The organism is Winogradskyella sp., assembly GCF_028282165.1.
GTDB lineage: Bacteria > Bacteroidota > Bacteroidia > Flavobacteriales > Flavobacteriaceae > Winogradskyella.
The window spans coordinates 40,278-60,891 of the sequence record NZ_JANQIM010000048.1 but is presented as its reverse complement, the minus strand read 5'-3'; the positions used below and the strand labels follow the sequence as shown (position 1 = coordinate 60,891).

Below are 20,614 nucleotides of genomic sequence, written 5' to 3'. Positions count from 1 at the left end.
TCGTCAGTTCGAGGGATTAGTCCATAAAAACTATGAATCAAATCCAACCAAAAATGAAAACTCGTATTCTCAGCATTGCCCTTATCGTATTTATATCCTTATCCTTTGCCCAAACCGATAAACGCCTTAAAAACATCGAAAAGCAATTCAGCTTGTTACTAGAAACTACTAAGGCGGCCGGTTTTGCAGTAGCCATTGTAGAAGGTGATAAAATCATCTATGCCAAAGGCTTTGGCTATGCCGACTATGAGAATAAAATACCTGCCGATGCCAATACCTTGTTTGCCATTGGTTCTTCAACAAAGGCCTTTACCTCTGCATTACTTGGTATTTTACAGGAGCAGGACCTACTATCTTTGGACGACAGCCCCTTAGATTATGTGCCTGGACTAAAATTTTACAATGATGAAATGAACAACAACATCATCATTAAAGATTTAATGCGCCATAGTACGGGCTTACCACGACACGATGGGGCTTGGTATTTCTTCCCAACGCACAACAAGGATACTTTGGTGGCTCGTATGCAATACCAGGAACCGTTTACTGGCGTGCGACAAAAATGGTTCTATAATAACTTCGGATTTTTATTACAGGGTGTTATTACCGAAAAAATTACGGGAAAGACTTGGGAAGACAATATCGAAGACCTCTTCTTTAAACCTCTAGGTATGAATCGCTCTAACACCATGATCGATGGCATGAAAAATGGCACTAATGTAGCTAAAGGTTATCAACTGGATGATGACCGCAACATCGAAAAAATGGATTACTACGATATTGCTGCCATGTCGCCTGCTGGAAGCATTAATAGTAGTGTAAACGATATGAGTAAATGGTTGATGCTTTGGATCAATAAAGGTAAATATGGTGATGAGCAAATTATCCCTGAAGCTTATGTAAAACAGGCCATGAGTTCGCAGATGGTTGCGGCGGCTGGCTTTCCTACGGAAGAGTTACCAGGCATACAGTATGCTAATTATGGTTACGGTTGGTTTTTACACTCGTACAAAGGGCATTATATGGTCGAACACGGTGGTAATATCAATGGTTTTACTGCCAGTGTCGCCCTGTATCCAACGGATAGCTTAGGCATTGTGGTGTTAGCTAACCAAAATGGCTCTGCTGTACCGCGATTGATAAGAAACATCGCCGCGGATCATATGCTCAACGTTGAAAAGACCGAATGGGCAGAAAATCACAAAGCCGATTTAGAAAAAATCTTAAACGCACAAGAAGATGCTGAGGGGACGGATGAAACGTCTAATGTTAAAGGCACAAAACCCTCCCATATTTTACTGGACTATACAGGCACCTACGAGAATAAAGGGTATGGCAAATTTGATATTGTGGTAGAAAAGGATTCGCTTTATGCGGAACTTGAGGATAATCGCCAATATTTGCACCATTTCCATTACGATACTTTTGAGTTGATCGATGTCAACGATGGTAAAATTGACGCCTCACAAATTCGCAGTGCCTTAAAGGTGACGTTTACTGCAAATACGGCTGGTGACATCGATTATCTTAAAGCGGATATTGAGCCCTTGACGAAAGCCATTGCTTTTAAACGCACGCCTAACACTATTGTAGTGGATACCCAAACGTTGGAACAGTATGTTGGGTTGTACGATCTCATGGGTACAGAAGTGAAAACCTATATTAAAGATGAAAACGTCCTTTACGTCTTTGTCCCAGGTCAGCCTGAATACGAACTGGTCCCAACAGCTGAGCATAAGTTTAATTTTAAGGTGCTGGAAGGTTTTAAAATTGAGTTTTTGGAAACCGATGGTAAAATTGACCAAGTGAAGTTTATACAGCCTAATGGGACGTTTGTGGCGAAAAAAAAGGAGTAATTCCCTGAAAAATACGTAGTTCTACGTATAAAAAGTATTGTTTTTGCAGCTATATTTGGATTTATGCAAAGCTTTATGCTGAAAACATAGTCTTTTGCGAAAGTAAACCTAATATGAAATATAGCTGAGAATTTGTCTCTTGATATACAACATATTGCTAAATCCTTTGGAGATAAGAGTGTTCTAGAAGATGTGTCCTTTCAATTGGAGAAAGGTAAAGTAGCGGTTTTAATGGGCGCCAATGGAAGTGGAAAAACGACCTTATTTAATATCATAACTGGATTTCTAAAAGCAGATTATGGAAAGATTCTTCTGCATAATGAGCTTATAGATAAGCTATCACCTCATAGGCGTAATACCAAAGGTATAAGTCGAACATTTCAAGATATGCGACTTATTGGAGAATTGTCAGTACTTGACAATGTAATACTAGCATTTCAAAATCAAAGCGGAGAACAATGGTGGAAAGTGCTTTTTCCTATCAGGTCTATAACTAACGAACAGGATACCAATAAAGGTAAAGCAGAACGTATTTTGAATGACTGTTTTATTGCAGATGTAGCAGAAAGCAAAGCGAATGAGATTTCTTATGGACAGCAAAAGTTATTGAATTTAGCTTGTTGCATCGCTAATAATGCAGAAGTGATACTGTTAGATGAACCTGTCGCAGGAGTCAATCCATTATATCACAAGAAATTAGAATTAATCGTTAAGGTATTAAAGAAAGAAAAAATACTATTGATTATTGAGCATAATACTGATTTTATCCAAGCAGTTGCAGATGAAATTCTGTTTTTAAATGGGGGTACAATTACAAAGTTTGTTGACTATGCAACAATGCGAAATAATAAAGCTGTACTAAACGCCTATATATGAGTTTATTAAAAGTACTACATATCAATGCAGGCTATGGAAAAAAGCAAGTACTTTTTGATGTCAATTTAACAGTGGAAGAAGGTGAAACGATTTTGTTAATTGGTTCTAATGGCTCGGGTAAAAGTACACTTTTCAAGGCTATATATGGTATAGTACCTATTTGGAGTAACTCAAAGCAAGGAAAGATAGTATTTTGTGGCGAGGATATAACGAATCAAAGAAGTCATCATCTAATTAAAAAAGGCATGATGTATATCCCTCAGCAAAATGAATTGTTTGAGGATATGACCGTATTACAGAATTTAGAAATGGGGCTTTTGCATTTGAATCATAAAAGAGAACATAGAAAACGGGTTGAAGATGTCTTTGCTCAAATAGACATATTATCTAACAAAAGAAAACAGTTAGCTTCCAAATTAAGTGGTGGTGAACGAAAGCTCTTGAGCCTTGGAATGGTATTAGCTAATCGTCCTAAAATAGTATTGTATGATGAACCATTAGCTGGATTAAGTGGCAATAACGTTAGTGTTGCACTAAAGTGGTTGAACACCATAAAAGAGAATGGTATAACGCTAATTACTATAGAGCATAGAATTAAAGAATTATTGGATACGGCTGACAAAGTTGTCGGTTTAAAATTAGGACGAAGGAATACGGGAAATCTCGGTAGTTTAAAATACATTAAGGAATTTATGATATGAGAAGTACTTTAGTTTCAAAAAAGTCGAATAGAAAAAAAGTAGCAAGTTGGTTAATTTCGGCTATTCTCGCTTGGATGTTAGCCGAATTAATCAATACTCTCTTACACTCTTTTACAACATTTGATCATATACCAGCATTATTTCTTGGGATATTTAAAAATTATAATAATTTCTGGGACAAGATATTTTACTTCCTAATATTTATTGGCCTAATGTGTATTTTTCTAATAACAATCCAAAGTATTGAACATAGAGTTAGGTTACTTATTTTTCGAAAACAACTGCCAAACGTCATTTCTGAATTTGGCAAACTAAAAAGAAAGATAAATCAAACTATAGTTTCACTAATTGATGCTGGTGATGATACACATATAAAGAGACAAGACGAAGTATATGCCGATCTACTTAGGCAAATGCGATCTGAATTCGATATTGAAGGGGTTTCAATTGATTCTATAAGTCGATGTACTACTCAATTAGCAAACATTCTGCATAACCAGAATGTAGATGAATTGTATGCACTTACGAACCTCTACGGAGATTCTTGGCTTACAAGAAATATGTTACTTTACTTAATCAGAACAATTCAGATTGCTGATAAAATCAATAACGAAAATAACAAACTCCGTGTGTTCTTAAGAAACTCAGAAGGCAACAACAGCGATACAGAAGCTTATAATTCCGTTAAGTCTCTTCACGAGGGCTTCTTACCAATAAAAGAACTCAAATTGAACGAATTTAGAAACAAATTTCCAAGTTCTATGGATGCATTTTTATATCTTAAATTAAGTAATAGTGAATTATTCTGGTATATAGAAAGGTTTGAAACGAAACTAGTGTGGAATGGAGCTAATTCTAGCACAAACAATGATACGGCAACCGAAATAAAATCTATCGTTAATCATTTAAAGTCTATTTGATATGAAAAAAACAATTTTATGGATATTATTTATTGTGATAATACTTAGCACACTAGTTTACTTTTTTGCTCCTTTGTCCTCAACACAAAAGAGCGAGGCTCTATTTACAATAGGAGTGAATATACCGCAAACTGGTAATTTATCTTCAATTGGAGAACAAATAAAAAGTGGAATAGATTTAGCAAAAAGTGAAATAAACGACCCTCTACTCAACATAAAATTTCAGGATAGTAAAGGCAATGCTAGAGATGGGTCTAGCGCAACTAATTATTTATTAGATAATGAAAATCCAAAATTTATTGTAGTAAATTTAACCAGTGTTGCAATGGCATCTAAGCCTACTTTATCACAAAAAAATGTTCAGGCTATTTATCTTTCAACCCATCCTGATATAACAAGTTCTTGTACTAACTGTTATAGATTTTTCACAAGTGGAAAACAAGAAGGTGACCTTATTGTCTCTAAAATATTAGAGAAAAATGATAATATAATTGGTCTGATATATGTAAATGACGCATATGGAAAAGGAACAGTTTCTTATATAGAGAATTCTTTAAAATCTATTAGTCCCGAATACAATTTTATTGATATGAGCTACCCTATCAGTGACTATGACTTTAAAGCCATAACTACAAGACTGAAAAATGACAAAGTCAATAGTATTATTGTTATTGGATATGGGTTTGAGTATAGTGATTTATTTAGGTCATTGAAACAAATCAACTATTCACCTACAGTTTATAGTAACTTTAGTTTTTCAAATAAAAAAGGCAAGGAAATTACAGACTACCAAGGTGAAATAATTTTTACCGCTCCAACATACGACAAATCTGAATCAAGAACAAGCGAAATGAAGAAGTTTGTAGAGAATTACCAAAGCAAATATAAAACTGAGCCCGATTTTAATGCAGCATACGGTTACGATAACATCAAAATCATATATGAATTCTATAAAAGTAAACAAACAAGTTTTAAGCAATTTTTATCTGGTTTTAAATATAAAGGGGCCATGGGCACTTATTCATTCTTGCCAAATGGAGACGTAAAAACTCAATTAGAAATCGAAACAAAAAATAATGACCATTGATAGAATAAAGAATAGCCTTGTAGATGAGTTGAAGCATTACAAAAACTTCAATCCTTTTTTTGATGATGACGGTTGGTTTATTATTTTTCCTGGAGAAGAAGATGGACGTAGACCAATGAATAAACATATCGCTGCGATAACATTTTGCCAAATTAGTTTAAAATCAAGCGATGATGTAATTACTTGTTTAAGGACTCTAGTTAATTCTAATATCCGGTTAGAAACTTTAAACCCAAAATTAGACTTTGATAGAAGAAGAATAAAAGTGAATAATACAACTTTAAGATTTTCGATAGCTTGGTATAATTTAAAACTTTTTATTGAAAGTAAAAACAAATGGAAAAATAAGACTCATACATCCATTTTTAAAACTTTTAATGCAAAACCAACGGAATTTATTATAGAACATATTATCATATAATGATACAAGTTGTATTCAACTTATTGGCTTCCTTCTCAATATACTTATTAATTAGCATATCCTTTACTTATATTTACAAATCTCAAAGGTTTTTCCATATCGCCCACGCCGTCATCATAACCTTAGGTACCTATTTTACCTACTCCTTTTCAATCCAACTTAACTTACCCTTGTTTTTGGTAATCCCAATTTCTATTTTAATATGTATTGGCCTAATGCTTTTAGTTAATCGATTTATCTACAAACCCTTACACAAAAAAAATGTAAAAAGTTGGCAAATGCTTATAGCCTCCCTTGGTGTATATGTTGTACTTCAAAATGTCATTTCGATTGTATGGGGAGATAATACCCTTAGCTTTCGTACTTGGCCCGTCAAAGAAGGACATCAGTTTTTAGGAGCATATATCACAGATGTTCAGATAATTACTATACTTGCTTGCTCGGTTCTGGTAGGTCTGAGTTGGCTGTTTCTGGAGAGAACATCAACTGGTCAAAAAATAAAAGCAGTATCCTCTAATCCTGAATTAGCAAGTATTCTTGGTATTTCCAAAGATAAAGCCATCATTTGGAGTTTTGTGATTGGCTCTGGGTTGGCCGCCTGCACTGGTATTCTCATTGCTGCTGATACCGATATGACACCAACAATGGGTTTTAACTGGCTACTTTATGGGGTTGTTGCGATGATTATTGGTGGCATGGGGAAATTGAGATATTTGATATTAGGTTCTTTATTACTTGCAACTGCCCAACATTTGGCAGCATATTACTTAGATAGTAAATGGATGAATGCCACAGCATATATCATACTCATTATATTTTTGTATTTCAAACCTTATGGTTTTTCTGGCAAACCACTTAAAAAAACAGAAATTTAATGGACTACTTTCTGCATTTGGTTATATTAATTTGCATTTATACTATACTGGCCCAATCATTGAGTTTGGTTGCGGGTTATAGCGGACAAATTTCTTTGGCTCATGCAGGATTTTATGGTATTGGTGCTTACACTACAGCTTTACTTTCTGTAAGTTACGAGATTTCCGTATTAATCACATTACCCTTGGCAATGGTACTCTCAGGTACTATTGCTTATGTTGTTTCTAAAGTAGCTATCAAGACTGTGGATGACTATTATATCATTATTACTTTAGGTATTCAAGTGGTTATATTTTCAATAATGAATAACTGGCAAGAGGTAACAAGAGGGCCGTTAGGTATTCCTGGTATACCATCATTTAGTCTCTTTGGTTTTGAGTTCGATTCTAAAATTTCTTTTTTGTTACTCTCAATAGTCTTTGCTGCTTTGGTATGGTTCTTATTGCATAATCTCACTCGAAGTCCTTTTGGTAGAGTACTACAAGGGTTGAGTGAAGATGAGGTATACGTTAAAAGCTTAGGGAAAAATGTAGGCAACTATAAAGTCGTTTCCTTTGTCATTAGTGCTGTGTTGGCTTCTATAGGTGGAGTTTTGTATGCGCATTATATCAGTTATATAGACCCTACAAGCTTTACTATAGATGAATCTATTTTCATTTTAAGTATTGTCATCATTGGTGGTATGCGAAGTTTAAAGGGTATTTTCTTTGCTGCTGTATTTTTAGTATTGCTTCCAGAAGTACTACGTTTTGTTGGGATGCCATCTTCCATTGCAGCCAATATGCGTCAAATAATTTATGGTATAGCCTTGATATTAGTTATCTATAGAATGGGTTACAATAAAAGCAAGAGTATTTCAAATCAGGCTTAACTCAGTACATACTGCTCTTTTGCACTAATACCTTTTCTAGGCCCATAAAAACCAAAAAACCACCCTCCCAGGTGGTTTTTCAATATGTTATAAAAAATGCTTATGCCCTAAAACATCTCTCTACCTGAGAAGTGGAAAGCCCCTTCAATAGCCGCATTTTCATCACTATCACTACCATGTACTGCATTTTCACCAATAGACGCTGCATATAATTTACGGATGGTGCCTTCTGCTGCTTCCGCAGGATTCGTGGCACCAATTAAGGTTCTAAAATCCTCTACCGCATTGTCTTTTTCCAAAATAGCCGCAACAATAGGCCCACGTGTCATATATTCTACCAAATCAGGAAAGAATGGACGCTCTTTATGAATCGCATAAAATTCCTCAGCGTCTGCTGTAGTCATTTGCGTTAACTTCATCGCCACGATTCTAAATCCTGAAGCTGTAATCTTTTCTATAATTGCGCCAACGTGCCCTTTTTCAACAGCATCTGGCTTTAACATTGTAAATGTTCTGTTAGTTACCATGTGTATTTTTTTAATTGTTCGCCTTCGCAAATTGCTTCTGCGAATGAGGTTGCAAAAATAATGTATTTCTTTAATTTATCAAGCCAAGCATTTATTAAATTATTGTTACAACACTTGTGTCGGTTTGAGTCTGTCTGTTCGTTAGACAGGTCTCCTAACAAGTAATGTCGGGATTTGTCGAGGACTATTTGTTATTCGATTCTTAATGAGTAATTCAAACTAACCAATATATTGTAGATTCCTGCCTGCGCAGGAATGACAAGAATATTAATTTCATATTAAAACCATTTTCAAAAACCCTAAAAATTGTATCTTCGTCAACTATGATTAAGGCACAAATTTCAGAGCTAAAAGAACTCCTAAGTATTCCACAAAATATTGTGATTGTACCACACAAAAATCCCGATGGTGATGCCATGGGTTCTACCCTAGCGTTGTACCATTATCTAAAGGCTTACCAACATAACGCAACCGTTATTGCACCTAATGATTATCCTGAATTTTTAAAATGGTTACCTGCTAATGATACCATCTTAATTTATGAAACACAACAGGAAAAAAGCGAAGCTTTAATCCATGAAGCCCAGCTTATTTTTACCTTAGATTTTAATGCCCTACATCGTACAGGTGAGATGACTGAAGCCTTAGAAAATGCTGTAGCCACAAAAATTATGATCGATCATCATCAACAACCCGACGACTATGCCAAATATACCTATTCGGATGTCAGCATGTCTTCGACCTGCGAAATGGTATACAATTTCATAGAATTTTTGGATGATCTAGACAAAATAGACAGTACCATTGCCACCTGTTTGTATACAGGTATTATGACCGATACCGGGTCGTTCCGTTTTCCCTCAACCACGAGCAGAACCCACGAAGTGGTCGGTAAATTAATTGCCAAAGGTGCCAACAATGCTGAGATTCATAATAATGTTTTCGATACCAATAGCTACAGTCGTTTACAACTTCTTGGAAGAGCGATGCAAAACCTTAAGGTGATTCCTGAGTTACGTACCGCTTACATTACCTTATCTCAAGCCGAATTGGACGAATTCAATTTTAAAAAAGGCGATACCGAAGGTTTTGTGAATTATGGGTTATCTCTAAAGGGCGTTATCTTTGCAGCCATCTTTATTGAAAACCAACAGGACGATATCGTAAAGGTATCGCTGAGAAGTAAAGGCTCATTCTCTGTGAATCAATTTTCGAGAGCACATTTTAATGGTGGTGGCCATGATAATGCGGCTGGTGGGCGTAGTGAAGAGAGCTTAGAAGCCACCATTGATAAATTTATTAGTATATTACCGCAATATAAAGATGAATTGTCCCCAGAATGAAACACCTACTCTACATAATATTGTTAGCTCTAGTAGTGTTTAGCTGTAAATCGCCAGAAGCGCGAATGCCAGAAACGGTTCAGTCGGGTTCGTTCCTTAAAGAATCGGCAGAGCGTAACAAAAAGCTCAACGAACAAGAACAGCTACTTATCCAAGAAATTATAAAAAACAATCCGGATAAAGATTATATCGCTTCCGAAAGTGGTTTTTGGTATTACTACACTGCTAAAATTGAAAACGATACCATTCAACCAGAATTTGGAGACACTATAGATTTTCAATACAAAGTATCTGACTTAAATGGTAATGAAATTTATGCCGAAGCCCAAAAGACCTACGTTATGGATAAACAAGAATTATTCACAGGTCTTCGTGAAGGCTTAAAATTGATGAAACCCGAAGAAAGCGTCACCTTTATTTTCCCATCACAAAAAGCCTATGGTTACTATGGTGATGATAATAAAATAGGAACCAATATTCCTTTAATTTGCGAAGTAACATTAAATACAATAACACAAGAAAATGATTAAAAAAGCCCTTACAGCATTCGTTGTATTAGTCGTATTGGTAAATATCTCTTGCCAAGAACGTTATCCAGATTTAGAAGATGGACTTTATGCCGAAATTGTAACAACAAAAGGTACTATGGTCGCCAAATTGCATTATGACAAAGTACCAGTAACCGTAGCCAATTTTGTTGCATTGGCTGAAGGCAACCACCCTATGGTTGAAGAACAATACAAAGAAAAACCTTTTTATGATAGCCTTATTTTCCATAGAGTTATGGACAAATTTATGATTCAGGGAGGTGATCCATTGGGTAATGGCAGAGGCACTCCTGGATATCGATTTGCAGCAGATTTTAGTCCAGAATTAAAACACGATAAACCTGGCATCCTATCTATGGCTAATGCAGGAGGTATTAACACCAATGGAAGTCAATTTTTTATCACCGAAGTGCCTTATGAGAGAGGTAACTTCTATGATGCTAAAGGAAATCTAAAACCTTGTGATCAAAGAGGTGTGAGCTGTCATTCAGTTTTTGGAGAACTGGTTAAGGGGCTGGACGTACAAGACTCCATTTCCAATGTGAAAGTTGTAGATCCCAGAGCTAGAAATCACAGGCCTGTTGAGGATGTGATCATTGAAAAAGTCAATATTATAAGAAAAGGAAAAGACGCCAAATTCTTTGATGCACCAAAGGTATTTGAAGAAGAAATGCCGAAGGTCGAAGAATACTTTAAAAGCTTAAAGGAAGCGGCAAAAAAGGAAGCTGAAGACAAAGCAAAGCAAGCTAAGGCAGACTGGTTAAAGAAAAATGAAGAACTCAATGGTCGTCGTATTGACTCACCAACTGGAATGGCTATGATTTTTACGCATGAAAGTAATGGTGTACAACCTAATTCTTCACAACAGGTGAATATTGACTGTGCAGGTTATTTTGAAGATGGTACCTTATTCTGGACAACAAAAAAAGAAGTAGCAGAAAAAAATGGAAAATATGATGAGCGACAAGACCAAGCTGGTCAGTACGCGCCTTTTGCTATGCCTTATAATGAAACTGCTACGTTAGTTGCAGGATTTAGAGAGGCTATGTTAAACATGAAAATTGGTGACAAGGCCAGAGTATTTATCCCCTATTATTTAGGGTATGGTGATGCTGGTAGAGCACCTCTAATTCCAGCAAGGACAAACCTTGTATTTGATATTGAATTGGTGAGTATAAAAGAGTAATCTCTCGTAAACATAAACAAAAAAGGCAACCGGTCACTGAGCGTAGTCGAAGTGCAGTTGCCTTTTTTATTATCCAATGCCTAATTAAGCCTTAGGAATATGCTTTAAAATTTCAAGGACAAACTCCCAATATTTCTGTGCAGAAGATATTTGTGCTCGTTCATCAGGCGAGTGTGCGCCTTTAATATTTGGCCCAAAACTAATCATATCCATATCTGGATAATTCTGCCCTAGAATACCACATTCTAAACCAGCATGGCAAGCAGCTACATGAGGTTTTACACCATTATTCAAGCGTTCGTAAATAGGCACCATTACTTTTAATATGGCTGAATCTACATTTGGAGCCCAACCAGGATAGCTACCTGAAAATTCAACCTCGCACCCTGCTAATTCAAAAGTAGCTTTAAGTGCATTGGCTAAATCCATTTTTGTTGATTCTACAGAACTACGTGTTAAACAGCCTACTTTTATCTCACCATCTTTAACAATAACACGCGCAATGTTATTAGACGTTTCTACCAAGTCAGGAATATCAGGACTCATGCGATATACACCATTATGCGCGGCGTACAATGCTTTAAGGATTTGCTCCTGCGCTTCAAAAGGCATTACGGTTTCTGGGAAATCGATTTCTGTAAAAACCATTTCCAAGTCTGGCTCCATTGTTTTCAATTCTTTCTTAATGGTTTCGGACAATGAATTTAGAACACCTATTAATACATCTTCCTTATCTTCCCTAAATACTATCGTAGAAATGCTTTCCCTTGGAATGGCATTCCTTAGGCTTCCTCCGTCAATTTCAGCTATTCTAATATCCTCGATAACCGCATACAACAAACGATTCATGATCTTGTTGGCATTACCCAAACCTTCATGAATTTGCATACCAGAATGCCCGCCTTGCAAGCCTTTAACTTCAATTTTATAGGCTTTCATCCCATCTTTTGAAAAAGGTTGTCCGATATATTGACCCTTTACAGTAACATCAATACCACCTGCACACCCTACTCCAATTTCATCATCTTCTTCTGTATCTAAATTCAAAAGGATTTCACCTTTTAGTATACCTCCTTTTAGACCCATAGCTCCTGTCATACCAGTCTCTTCATCAATAGTAAACAAGGCTTCTAAATCTGGATGCGCTATAGAATCACTTTCGAGAATCGCCATGATGGTTGCCACACCCAAACCGTTATCCGCTCCTAATGTGGTCCCTTTGGCTTTTACCCAATCGCCGTCAACATACATATCTATACCTTGGGTATCAAAATCAAAAACTGTATCATTATTTTTTTGATGCACCATATCTAAATGCGACTGCATAACGATTGGTTTTCTGTCTTCCATCCCTTCAGTAGCTGGTTTTCTGATAATGACATTACCGACCTCATCTTCTATGGTTTCGAGGCCTAAGTTTTTACCAAAATCCTTCATAAACTTGATGACGCGCTCTTCCTTTTTTGATGGACGAGGTACTTCGTTTAAATCTGCAAATTTATTCCAAAGTACTTGTGGCTCTAATGCCCTAATTTCTGAACTCATATTAATTATTTTTAGCTATACAAAAGTAACCAAACTAAAACTATTTTCTATTTTTGAATCATGCTGAAAAACAAAAAACTTTTTATAACGCTCTTTCTTATAGTTCAAGTTTTAATTATCCAAATCTTAAAGAATTTTCCTCAATTTGTTGAGCAATTTTATAGCTATGGCCTTTATATTTTCATTTCTAAGTTAATGCGCTATGCGTTTGGATGGATTCCTTTTTCTGTTGGTGATGTGTTTTATACATTGGCAAGTATCTATATCATTCGATGGCTAATTTTAAATAGGAAACGTGTTTTTAAAGATACGGTGAATTGGTTGTTAGATATTGGTGCAACCCTATCTTTGGCCTATTTTGCATTCCATATCCTTTGGGCCTATAATTATTACAGACCTCCGCTTAATGAATCCCTAAATATAGAAGCCGACTATACCACGGAGGAACTAATTGCTTTTACAAAACGCCTCATTAAAAAGTCGAATGAAGTACATAATATAATTGCAGTGAATGACTCCACAAAGGTGATTATGCCTTTCTCCAAATCTGAGGTATTTGATAAAATGCAAAATGGTTACGATAACTTATCCCAAGATTATCCTAACTTTAAGTATCAACCCAAAAGCTTAAAAAAATCAATTTATAGTCTTCCTTTGACTTATATGGGATTTTCGGGCTACCTCAATCCATTTACCAACGAAGCTCAAGTTGATGGATTAATCCCAACCTATAAGTTCCCCACAACATCTTGTCATGAAGCGGCGCATCAAGTAGGCTATGCTGCCGAAAACGAAGCTAATTTTATAGGCTGTTTGGCGTCTATTTATAATGAAGATCTTTATTTTAAATATTCGGGGTATACTTTTGGACTAAAGTATTGCTTGGTTGAAATTTTTCGAAGAGACAAAGACGCATACTATGAGATCTTAGAGACAGTTAATAAGGGCATTATAAAGAATTACATTGAAGTGGAGGAATTCTGGAAATCTTATGAAAATCCTTTAGAACCTATATTTGAAAAAACATACGATACCTTCCTTAAAACCAACAATCAATCTGATGGTATGAAGAGCTATAGCTATGTGGTAGCACTCTTGGTAAATTATTATGACAATAAGACCTTGTAAAGGCGTTTCAGCTTCAAAAATGCTCAGTAGTCAATACTCATTTTTTACTGTCATTTTAGTGATTTTAAATAGATTTTGGAGTTACAAAATCTATACAACCTAAAAAAGATTGCCACAGCAGACAGAAAATATCTACGTCGCAATGATATCGAATTATTTAATGGTTTTTGCGCTTTCTGGCTTGGTAAACAAAGAATTATCTGGTGCTTCTTGTGAAAGCACGATATCAGTAAATTCAACCGTATTGCGTTTTTCTACAGGCTTACTGTTTTCATAAGTATACCAATCAATACTTTTAGGTACTGCCAAACCATTTACCTTTTGCCAATTGTTGTATCTTATAAAATGAAAATCTTTACTCTTTTCATTTTTTCCAAATGTTACCGTATAGCCTAACCACTCCATTTGTCCAGAATCGGCATCATGATAAATAATGTATTGATCATCTGGTGAAACTCCAATACCTGCTTCATAAGAAATTAAAATGCCTGGATAGGTTTTACCATCAAAAGTCAACGGTTCTGCTTCTTCATATAAAATACCATTGTCTCCTACAATAAATGGCATTGCATAGAAATACATCATTAACCCTTTGTAAAACTTTGCATTGCTCTTATATTCATTACCATCTTTTTCAGTAACCCATAAACTATCTCCATCAAAACCTAAAGTGTACGTTGGTGTATCGATCAGCTCGGCTCTGGTCTTTAAATGTGTTGTTGTTACTTCTTTACCGTTTGGTTTTTCCATGGTAAATGATAGTGTTTGCATTTTATTCCACTGGTCAATGCCGCCATGGGCATCAAACACTTTGGTTATGTTTTCTGGATAAATACTCGTAGTAATTTCTAAGTCGTCGTTAGAATAGTCCGTTTTGTTTTTCGTTTGCTGACAAGAAATTGTCACTATTAGAATAATTAATAATCCTATTAAATTTTTCATGTTTCGATGGTTTAGTTGTTGGGTTGGACGTAATCACAAATGCGCCATTACAAAAAAGCTTCAGAAAAAGATCTGAAGCTTTAAAAACTTTTATTTGTTGAGACGTTAATCCACTACCAACTTTTCTATTTTAGAAACATTATTGTTACTTAGCTTCACAAAGTACATTCCTGCCTTAAAACTTGAAATATCTATTGTTCTCGTCGAATTGATTGATTCTGAATACAAACGTTTGCCTTGTATATCAAAAATCTCAAGAATGCAGTCGCTATTAACATTATTAAACTCAACAGTAACCAATGAATTTGCTGGATTAGGATATAAGTCAAAATCAACAATTGTATTTTCATCAATTGACAATGGCTCAACAAAAGTCGTTGTAAAGGTATTAGTGATTATTGGGTCATTAAAATCGAAATAAATCGCTGCATTGTTAGAAACAATATCACCAACCGCATAACCTGGCTTTGGTTTAATTTTAAAATACACATAGCCTATACTACCCTCTGCATCATCTTGCTCTGCAGGCAAGTTGATATCATCAAAAAACCATTCGAGATTATTATCTGTTCTTGTTACTACGTAGTCATGACTAGATCGTAACATTTCGAATGTGTTTTCATCTAACTGACTGTCTAGTACATCTTCAATTCTGACAAAAATAGCTTCTGCCGTCCCAATATTCTGAAATCTAATGGTATAGAATAAATACTCATCTGAAACCACGAAATCGTCATAAATAATTTCAGGTCCGTGAGCTTCCATTTTATCATTTGGATCATAAGAACCTATAACTACTTCGGAGAGTGTTGCGTTATTATTATCTAACACCGTATCATTGGTCACAGTAGTATAGGTTGCCGTATTGGTAACGATCTCATCTAAAGGTACTGAAACAGGTGTCAATAACGTAATGTCAACTGTTTCGCTACTCCAAGCTGCCAAATCTATAAAATCTAATGTGAATCCAGTAGATGTCGTCGTCACCGTTAAGTTAGAGTTACTGACAGATGTTGCATTGATGATCAAATCTTCATCTACAGTAAAATCTACCGAGCCCGAAGCTATGGCCGCACCACTTAAATTTTCAATAGTCAATAGATTTCTATGCTCAAATCCAGGACGTGGTGAGGCAAATGGATTTATTAAATATACGGCCAAGTCCTGACACGTTAAATTATCATCAACAGGAAAATCGACTTGGGCAACTTCGCCAAAAGAAACACTGACATCATCAAAGGATGTTACGGTCTGTGTATAGCAATTGGTGTAATCATCATTTATGGCAAAGTCGATATCGTATGTATCACTTTCATCGGTACTTATAATTGTAAAACTTCCTGTAGAGGTATTTACAACATTTACGACACCATCATTGTTCTTTTCGTAGGTAAAAGTACCATTGGTAAAGCTTGGCTCACCGTCATCAAAATCATCATTTGTGTTAGAGTCATTAAAAGCTCTCACATTAATTAATCCTATTTCGTCACAATCTCCATTTCCTAAGCTAAAGCTACCAGCCTCTATAAAAATTGCGGTATCCCAAATACTATCACCTTCGTCTGCAACAACTAACTTTATTTCGTACGTTACATTAGGCGTTACTGAAGCTGTAGCAGTTAAAACTTCTGTTCTTCCACCATAATTGGTGTCTCCAATATTATAACCTGCAAAAAACTCAGGGTTAGAAGTACAAGTTCCAGAATTATTAATATTAGTGACATTAACAGGTGTACCATCGGGCAAGACCGCCAGATTCGTATATTCGGTAGTGCCTACTTCGCGCAACAAGAACGCAAAACCATCTGCAAAAGTACATTCCGTTGAACCATCATATTCTTCCGAAGCCATAAGATATCTAAAGCTAATCGTATCGGATGATGGCACAAAGTTAAATTTTATAAAGGCTGCATCGTTGGTATTACCACCACTCACAATTGCCTCTAAATCTGCATCACCAGGCTGTCCGTTATCATTGGATACTAAAATATTGGATAGGGCATTACCACCTTGAAAGGCTACACCTGTTGTTAATACGATACCTTCTTCGAAAGGAAAGCCTAGAGCATCACCTCTATTGAAATAACCGTAATTCTTTGTTTCGTTATCCGTCGGACTACCATTTACCTGCGACGAAAAGATGTTAACGGAAAAACAACCATTTGGGATCAAAACATTAGTGACAAGCTCTTCTGGAGAAAACAATGATTCTGGGTATATCTCATTATTAATAGTTACTATTGCATCTAAAACAACAACAGTGATGGAGGCTGTCTCCTGACATCCAAGAGGATTGGCATCTTCAACGGTTAGAGTTACTGTGTAAGAACCTGCTGTGGTGAATGTATTGGAAACATCCAATCCAGAAGCCGAGTTCCCATCTCCAAAATCCCAACTGTAAGTAGCTTCAGTACCATCATTGAAAGTTATCTCACCAGCACTAAAAGCAACATCGCCGTTTACTGGAATAAGCACAATGCCACTACTGGCTTGTGGTGTTGTACTGTCTATTATCGCTGTGATATCCTGACAAGCCTGGTAACAACTGATTTCTGCTTCCCAACCAGAACTATTCCCTGTGGCATTTGATATAAATGTCAATGTTAAACATCCTGTAGTGTTTTCTTCTGATGCTATAACCAATCCAGGACTAATACCACCCGAATAGAGTCCGATTAAGTTTGCATCTGTACTATCACCATCGTATATTGATAAAATATCTATATTGAGCTGTGTAGAGAACGACGTAAAATTTAATCCTACAAGATCTTGATCATTTTCGGGGCAGATAGTGATTGTATAATCTTCATTTGGAGAATAATTAGAATCTGGCCCACCAGAATCTGTAAATAACCCATCACAGGATGTAAATGTGCCATTTTGCATTACAATATCTTGACTTACTTCACATGTTTGGTCGGCCACTAAATTGAAGCTTTGTGTCTCTGTGTTGCATCCCGGAGCTGTAACTGCAACATAAATAGTTTGTGGATTTGTAACATTAGTATACGGTAAACTTAATGGGTTAAGCATATCAATAGCATCTGACTCAGATAAGTGATACGTCACTGTAAGACCCGATTGACTTTGGCCAGCCAACACTTCCTGGTCCTTAACTGTTAAATCAAATTCCGTTACACCGTCTAAATCAAAATCACAGACTACCAAATCTGAAATATTAGGCAATGGTGCAATATCAGATATAACTAATTCTAAACTTACCAATTGACGACATCCAAGAAACCCATCATTAAAAGCATCTACGTCTTCAATTCTAATTATCAAAGTTTCACCAGATGAAGTGTAAGGTGAACTCACTGCATTAATGGCTAAGTTAGCATCAGCTATGCTGGTGTGATAGCTGACTACAAATTCTGAATCTAGCCCTAAAGATTCTGTAAAAGTCTGTAAATCGAAACTCTCTACACCATCATTTTCAGGTCCATCACAAAGAGTAATATTTTGAGAATCTAGCATGGGTGGCTCATCATATAAACTAACTTCAACTAATTGTGAAATCGCAGAAGAATTAGTACATTGATTATCTAATGCTTCAGCTTGATACACACCAGAATCCGTAATAGTAAGAACGTTAGACGTTTCGCCAGGAATTACAAAACCATCTTTATACCAAATAAATAAATTAGCGAATGGCGAATCGGCTTCAATAGTTACCGTTACAAATCCACAAAGTATAGCTTGATCTGTTGCAGAAGGATCATTATTGGGGTCAATAAATAGGTCATTACTAACAATTTCTACTTCTATTTCGCTTGTACTAACAAATAAATCAAAATCAACAATGGTAAAACAACCTGTAAGCGCATTTTCAACTCTGACATAAATAGTCTGTTGGGATGGAAATGTATTGCCATAAAGAGTAGGATTGTCGATAAAATTTGCACCATTAATAGCATCATTTAGAGTCTCGTAATAACTCACCATTATATCAGCTTCACCATTCATGATTAAAGCTTCATTTTCAGTTAGATCAAATTCCGAAAACCCATCGCTATCATCATCGCAAACTTGCAAAGCTGGAATTTGATCGCTTGGAGTTGGAGTTGGAATAGGTAATACTCTTATGGTCAAAGTTGTAATATCAATACAACCTGTATTGGTATCTGTAACAACTACGTAAATTGTCTGTGGGTTTGCTGGTTGGCCTCCAACTGAGGTATTGGCATACTGCGTTGGATCAGCTATGGCATTTGTCTGTGCTTGGGCATCTGCATTAGTTTCATAATAAGCAACTGACAAGCTTGCGTTACCACCTATAATTTCACTATCTTTTACCGTTAAATCAAAAATAGCTATTTCATCACCATTATCATCACACACCTCCAATGGTGTTGGTTGAACAGCTAATGGTGGTAAATTAACAATGAGATTAAAGCTAGTAGTCGCATAATTCCCAGTAGCTAGTTCCTCTAAACGAAGGTATATGGTTTGTGGGTTTACTACGTTAGCATAGGAAAAAGGTGAAGGAATAGCATTAGTACCATTATCAGCATCAACCAAAGTTTCATGATACGTAAGAACAAAGTCTGTTGGTGCTTGGCTGCCTAATACTTCTGCCGCAACAACTGTTAAATCAAAAAATGCAAAGCCATCATTGTTATCATCACAAATTATGATATCCGATGGCTGGTTGGCTATCTGAGAAAATGAACATAAAAAGAAGAAGCTTAAAACAAAGGTAAGTAGACGTTTTTTCATATAGAGTTGATTGAGTTAATTGAGTTTTGTAGTTATCAGATGGCAAAACTGTAAAAGCGTTGCGTGAGTTGAGTAATTTTTTAAATTAAGAACTAAATGTAAGAAAATTAATTTCGTCGCAACCCGTCTTTTAGGCGAAGAGAATGATAATTTAGGTTAAAAACTAATTAATGCTTCATTTTAACTAAATTGAAGTCAAAAAACGTATTTTTAAAAACGGTTTAATTACCTTTCTGTTCTATGATAAAATCCATCTCAAGTCCACAAAATCCTTTGATAAAACGACTCGTTCTTTTAAAAGAAAAATCGCGAGAGCGCAAAAAGACAAATACGTTTTTAATTGAGGGTAAACGTGAGCTGTCATTAGCCATAAAAGGAGGTTATACTATTGAGACTTTATTGTTTTATCCAAATCTATTTTCAGAAAGCGAAGCGCGAGCCATGAGCCGTTATGGCATTGATATCATTGAAATTTCTAAGGATGTTTTTCAGAAATTGGCACATCGCGATACCACAGAAGGCATAGTCGCTGTAGTGACATCTAAATCACACGAACTAGAAAGCCTAAATTTTAGGGCAAAAAACCCTCTTATTTTAGTTGCTGAAGCTCCAGAAAAGCCTGGCAATATTGGGGCATTACTAAGAACTGCCGATGCTGCTAATGTTGATGCTGTAATTATTGCCAACCCTAAATCCGATTTGTACAATCCTAATATTATTCGCTCTAGTGTTGGTTGTGTATTTACTACCGAAATAGCTATGGCAAGTACAGAGGATACCATTGCATTTTTGAAAAAATATAATTTCAATATTTTCTCAGCAATATTACAAGAGTCTGAACCTTATTATAATCAAGATTATACCTTACCCACAGCTATTGTGGTCGGTACTGAGGCTACAGGATTGACTCAAGCATGGCGCGAGGTATCAACAAAGAATATCAATATCCCGATGCAAGGTGTCATAGATTCCATGAATGTCTCTGTTGCCGCAGGAATTCTTATTTTTGAAGCAAAAAGACAACGAAAGTTCAACTAATAATGTCATTGCGAGGAATTAGGAACGAAT

General features: G+C 35.9%; 17 protein-coding genes. 13 read left to right on the top strand and 4 right to left on the bottom strand.

The genetic code is table 11. From position 1 onward, the window contains the following. Positions 1–53 precede the first annotated feature (53 nt). From Q0972_RS17770 to Q0972_RS17735, 8 genes are all read left to right on the top strand, one after another. Complete coding sequence (locus Q0972_RS17770) at positions 54–1,856, top strand: serine hydrolase (RefSeq protein WP_299368706.1); 1,803 nt, start codon at positions 54–56, stop codon at positions 1,854–1,856. A gap of 132 nt (positions 1,857–1,988) precedes the next feature. Continuing rightward, entirely contained in the window at positions 1,989–2,732 is a 744-nt protein-coding gene (locus tag Q0972_RS17765; protein ID WP_299368704.1) for an ABC transporter ATP-binding protein, read from the top strand. Continuing rightward, a complete protein-coding gene (locus Q0972_RS17760; protein ID WP_299368701.1) occupies positions 2,729–3,433 on the top strand; it encodes an ATP-binding cassette domain-containing protein in 705 nt (234 codons plus the stop codon). The genes Q0972_RS17765 and Q0972_RS17760 overlap by 4 nt, the downstream gene beginning before the upstream one ends. Positions 3,434–3,645: 212 nt before the next feature. Beyond that, positions 3,646–4,353 carry a hypothetical protein gene (locus Q0972_RS17755; RefSeq protein ID WP_299368698.1) on the top strand — a complete coding sequence of 236 codons (708 nt, stop codon included), beginning with the start codon at positions 3,646–3,648 and terminating at the stop codon, positions 4,351–4,353. Position 4,354: 1 nt separating this feature from the next. After that, entirely contained in the window at positions 4,355–5,440 is a 1,086-nt protein-coding gene (locus tag Q0972_RS17750; RefSeq protein ID WP_299368695.1) for an ABC transporter substrate-binding protein, read from the top strand. Continuing rightward, positions 5,430–5,861: a hypothetical protein gene (locus Q0972_RS17745; protein WP_299368692.1), complete on the top strand. Its 432-nt coding sequence runs from the start codon at positions 5,430–5,432 to the stop codon at positions 5,859–5,861. Before Q0972_RS17750 ends, Q0972_RS17745 begins: the two co-directional genes overlap by 11 nt. Further along, on the top strand, positions 5,861–6,736 hold the full coding sequence (locus Q0972_RS17740) for a branched-chain amino acid ABC transporter permease (protein WP_299368689.1): 876 nt from the start codon (positions 5,861–5,863) through the stop codon (positions 6,734–6,736). Before Q0972_RS17745 ends, Q0972_RS17740 begins: the two co-directional genes overlap by 1 nt. Next, on the top strand, positions 6,736–7,608 hold the full coding sequence (locus tag Q0972_RS17735; RefSeq protein ID WP_299368686.1) for a branched-chain amino acid ABC transporter permease: 873 nt from the start codon (positions 6,736–6,738) through the stop codon (positions 7,606–7,608). The genes Q0972_RS17740 and Q0972_RS17735 overlap by 1 nt, the downstream gene beginning before the upstream one ends. 107 nt (positions 7,609–7,715) lie before the next feature. Here the strand turns inward: Q0972_RS17735 and Q0972_RS17730 are convergent, their stop codons facing one another. Next, a complete protein-coding gene (locus Q0972_RS17730; protein ID WP_299368684.1) occupies positions 7,716–8,135 on the bottom strand; it encodes a nucleoside-diphosphate kinase in 420 nt (139 codons plus the stop codon). A 323-nt stretch (positions 8,136–8,458) separates the two neighbouring features. Between Q0972_RS17730 and Q0972_RS17725 the strand changes: the two genes are divergently transcribed. The 3 genes from Q0972_RS17725 to Q0972_RS17715 are packed head-to-tail and all read left to right on the top strand — an operon-like array spanning position 8,459 to position 11,212. After that, positions 8,459–9,478: a bifunctional oligoribonuclease/PAP phosphatase NrnA gene (locus Q0972_RS17725; protein WP_299368681.1), complete on the top strand. Its 1,020-nt coding sequence runs from the start codon at positions 8,459–8,461 to the stop codon at positions 9,476–9,478. After that, positions 9,475–10,008 (top strand): gliding motility-associated peptidyl-prolyl isomerase GldI, encoded by a 534-nt coding sequence (gene gldI / locus Q0972_RS17720; RefSeq protein WP_299368678.1) that lies wholly within the window; start codon positions 9,475–9,477, stop codon positions 10,006–10,008. The genes Q0972_RS17725 and gldI overlap by 4 nt, the downstream gene beginning before the upstream one ends. Then, positions 10,001–11,212 (top strand): peptidylprolyl isomerase, encoded by a 1,212-nt coding sequence (locus tag Q0972_RS17715; RefSeq protein ID WP_299368676.1) that lies wholly within the window; start codon positions 10,001–10,003, stop codon positions 11,210–11,212. The genes gldI and Q0972_RS17715 overlap by 8 nt, the downstream gene beginning before the upstream one ends. Positions 11,213–11,296: 84 nt before the next feature. Here Q0972_RS17715 and Q0972_RS17710 read toward each other — a convergent pair whose 3' ends face one another. Next, on the bottom strand, positions 11,297–12,757 hold the full coding sequence (locus Q0972_RS17710; RefSeq protein WP_299368673.1) for an aminoacyl-histidine dipeptidase: 1,461 nt from the start codon (positions 12,755–12,757) through the stop codon (positions 11,297–11,299). A 60-nt stretch (positions 12,758–12,817) separates the two neighbouring features. Between Q0972_RS17710 and Q0972_RS17705 the strand changes: the two genes are divergently transcribed. Then, complete coding sequence (locus Q0972_RS17705) at positions 12,818–13,885, top strand: DUF3810 domain-containing protein (protein ID WP_299368671.1); 1,068 nt, start codon at positions 12,818–12,820, stop codon at positions 13,883–13,885. Between the two features lie 153 nt (positions 13,886–14,038). On the opposite strand, the gene Q0972_RS17700 is transcribed toward Q0972_RS17705, so the two are convergent. Together Q0972_RS17700 and Q0972_RS17695 are read right to left on the bottom strand one after the other, a co-directional pair. Then, positions 14,039–14,827, bottom strand: a complete 789-nt coding sequence (locus Q0972_RS17700) for a DUF6503 family protein (protein ID WP_299368668.1) — start codon at positions 14,825–14,827, stop codon at positions 14,039–14,041. Between the two features lie 105 nt (positions 14,828–14,932). Next, positions 14,933–19,546 (bottom strand): choice-of-anchor L domain-containing protein, encoded by a 4,614-nt coding sequence (locus Q0972_RS17695; RefSeq protein WP_299368665.1) that lies wholly within the window; start codon positions 19,544–19,546, stop codon positions 14,933–14,935. Between the two features lie 240 nt (positions 19,547–19,786). On the opposite strand from Q0972_RS17695, the gene Q0972_RS17690 reads away from it, so the two are divergent. Beyond that, positions 19,787–20,584: an RNA methyltransferase gene (locus Q0972_RS17690; RefSeq protein ID WP_299368663.1), complete on the top strand. Its 798-nt coding sequence runs from the start codon at positions 19,787–19,789 to the stop codon at positions 20,582–20,584. Positions 20,585–20,614: the final 30 nt, after the last annotated feature.